This is a genomic window from Streptomyces sparsus (assembly GCF_054776295.1).
In genome coordinates this window covers 1-2,058 of the sequence record NZ_BAAHCA010000873.1, presented here as the reverse complement: position 1 = coordinate 2,058, position 2,058 = coordinate 1, and the positions used below count along the sequence as shown (strand labels likewise).

Sequence of the window (2,058 nt, the reverse complement as noted above, 5' to 3'; positions counted from 1 at the left end):
CCGGCCCCGCCCCGGACGTTCTGCGTCGGCGTGCCGGGAGCCCGGCTCACCGGGGCGGGGCGGGGCGCGGGGCCGTCAGGGGTCAGGCGGTGGCGTTGACGAGTACCGCCATGTTGCCCGCCGGGTGCTTGTTGTCGTGCAGCAGTTGGTGGGCCTGGCCGATCTCCTCGAAGCCCAGGGTCAGCGAGAGGCAGGGGTCGATCTTGCCCTGGGCGATGAGGGTGGTGACCTCGCGGGCCTCCCGGGCGTTCGAGACGTGCGAGCCCTGGAGGCGCTTCTGGCGCATCCACAGGAAGCGCAGGTCCACGTCCCCGTTGTAGCCGGTGGTGCCGCCGCAGATGACGACCATGCCCGCGTTGTCGCACAGGTACATGGAGGTGGGCAGGGTGTCCGCTCCCGAGTGCTCCAGCACGATGCGGGGCGCCCGCCGCTCACCCAGCGCCTCCCAGAAGCCGCGCCCGAATCTGCGGGCACCCTTCAACCAGTCGGCCATCGCCTGGTCGTCGGAGGTGTCCGGCATCCGTCCCCAGTGGTCGAAGTCGCGGCGGTTGAGGTAGCCCTGTGCGCCGAGCCGCATGCAGTACTCGCCGCGCTCCTCGCTGGAGACGACCGCCACCGGCACGCCGCCGGCCTGGCGGACCAACTGGATCGCCATGCACCCCAGGCCGCCGGCGCCGCCCCACACCAGCACCGGGTCGCCGGGCCGCACGGTGTGCGGCTCCCAGCCGAACAGCTGGCGGTAGGCGGTCGCGGCGGTGGCCATGTAGCAGGCCGACTCCGCCCAGGAGAGCCGCTGCGGCCTGGGGTGGCACTGGTACTCGTCGACCACGGCGAACTGGGCGAACGACCCGTAGTTGTCCTCGTAGCCCCACACGGTCTGGGAGGCGGAGGTGCACGGGTCGGCACCCATCCGGATGTCGGCCGCGCTCTCGTCCCACTGCACCGCCAGCAGCACGACCTCGTCCCCGAGGGACACCTGGCGCACGCCCTCACCGACCGCCCACACCACTCCGGAGGCGTCCGAGCCGCCGATGTGGAAGTCCTCGGTGGCGCCCTGCCGCTTCCTGGCCGCCACGACGTCGAGCGGATCACCCAACGCCGCCCACACGTTGTTGTAGTTGACGCCTGCCGCCATCACCTTGATAAGCACCTGGCCGGGCCCCAGCGGCGGTACGTCCACCACCTCGGTGCGGAATGCGTCGGCCGGGCGGCCGTAGCGTTCGGGGCGGATCAGCGAGGCGTACATGCGCTTGGGCGCCTCGCCCAACGGAGGGGCGTCGCCGAGTTCGTAGAGGTCCTGGGTCACTGGGGGTCTCCTGACGGTGCGGTGACGGGGGAGTGCGAGCCGGCGCTGTCCTGCCCGACGTGGGCGAGACAGTTCCGGTGGTCGGTGGGCGGCACGGTGACCGACCAGCCCGCCGGGACGGGCGCGAAAGCCGGCCACAGGCACTGCTGTCCGGCGGTGTTGGTCAGAACCACGTGGGACTGCTCGCCGGGGCCGGCATCGTCGAACGGGCTGCGCACGGCTCTTCCTTCCTGCTCGGGCGGACGGGTCGGGCCCGGGTCGCGGGTCGGTCACGGGTCACGGGTCGGGTTCCGTCCCCGGACCGAGGACGGGCCGGGGCTGTGGCGGCCGGGGGCACCCGGCATCGGGCGGACTCATGCGGGATCAAGGCCGAGGTGCGGAGCGAGCAACTCGGCGATGCGGGCGAGGGGTTCCGGCTCGGTCATCTCGTAGTGGCCGCACGGGACGGGGTGCACGGTCAGCGTTCCGTCGACGTGACGCCGCCACCCCTCGTGCTTGGCGGGGGCCAGCGCCGGGTCGCCGGGATCGGCGGCGTCGCCGGTCGCGTCGAAGAACAGCACCTCACCGCGGTAGACCTCGGGTGTGAAACCGGGCGCGATGCGCAGGTTGTTGCGCATGACCCGGGCGATGGCGGACGCGTCCTCGGCCGTCACCGCCGTGGTCGCCTCCGGCGCCCCGGCCTCGTCGGCGATGCGGCGCAGCACCTGCTCGACGTCCGCGGGCACCGGGCCCTCCGGACCGGCGGCGTCGGC

3 protein-coding genes are annotated in these 2,058 nt (G+C 73.0%); all 3 read right to left on the bottom strand.

Translation table 11 applies throughout. From position 1 onward, the window contains the following. Positions 1–82: 82 nt before the first annotated feature. Positions 83–1,246: a crotonyl-CoA carboxylase/reductase gene (ccrA, locus tag ACYVE9_RS24365; RefSeq protein WP_461030050.1), complete on the bottom strand. Its 1,164-nt coding sequence runs from the start codon at positions 1,244–1,246 to the stop codon at positions 83–85. 56 nt (positions 1,247–1,302) lie between these two features. After that, entirely contained in the window at positions 1,303–1,524 is a 222-nt protein-coding gene (locus ACYVE9_RS24360; RefSeq protein WP_461030049.1) for an MbtH family NRPS accessory protein, read from the bottom strand. Between the two features lie 135 nt (positions 1,525–1,659). Then, on the bottom strand, positions 1,660–2,058 hold a 399-nt coding region (locus tag ACYVE9_RS24355), incomplete at its 5' end, for a hypothetical protein (protein ID WP_461030048.1).

Excerpts from the sequence above, each read along its gene's own strand:
- ccrA (WP_461030050.1), bottom strand. The coding sequence starts at position 1,246 with ATGTACGCCTCGCTGATCCGCCCCGAACGCTACGGCCGCCCGGCCGAC.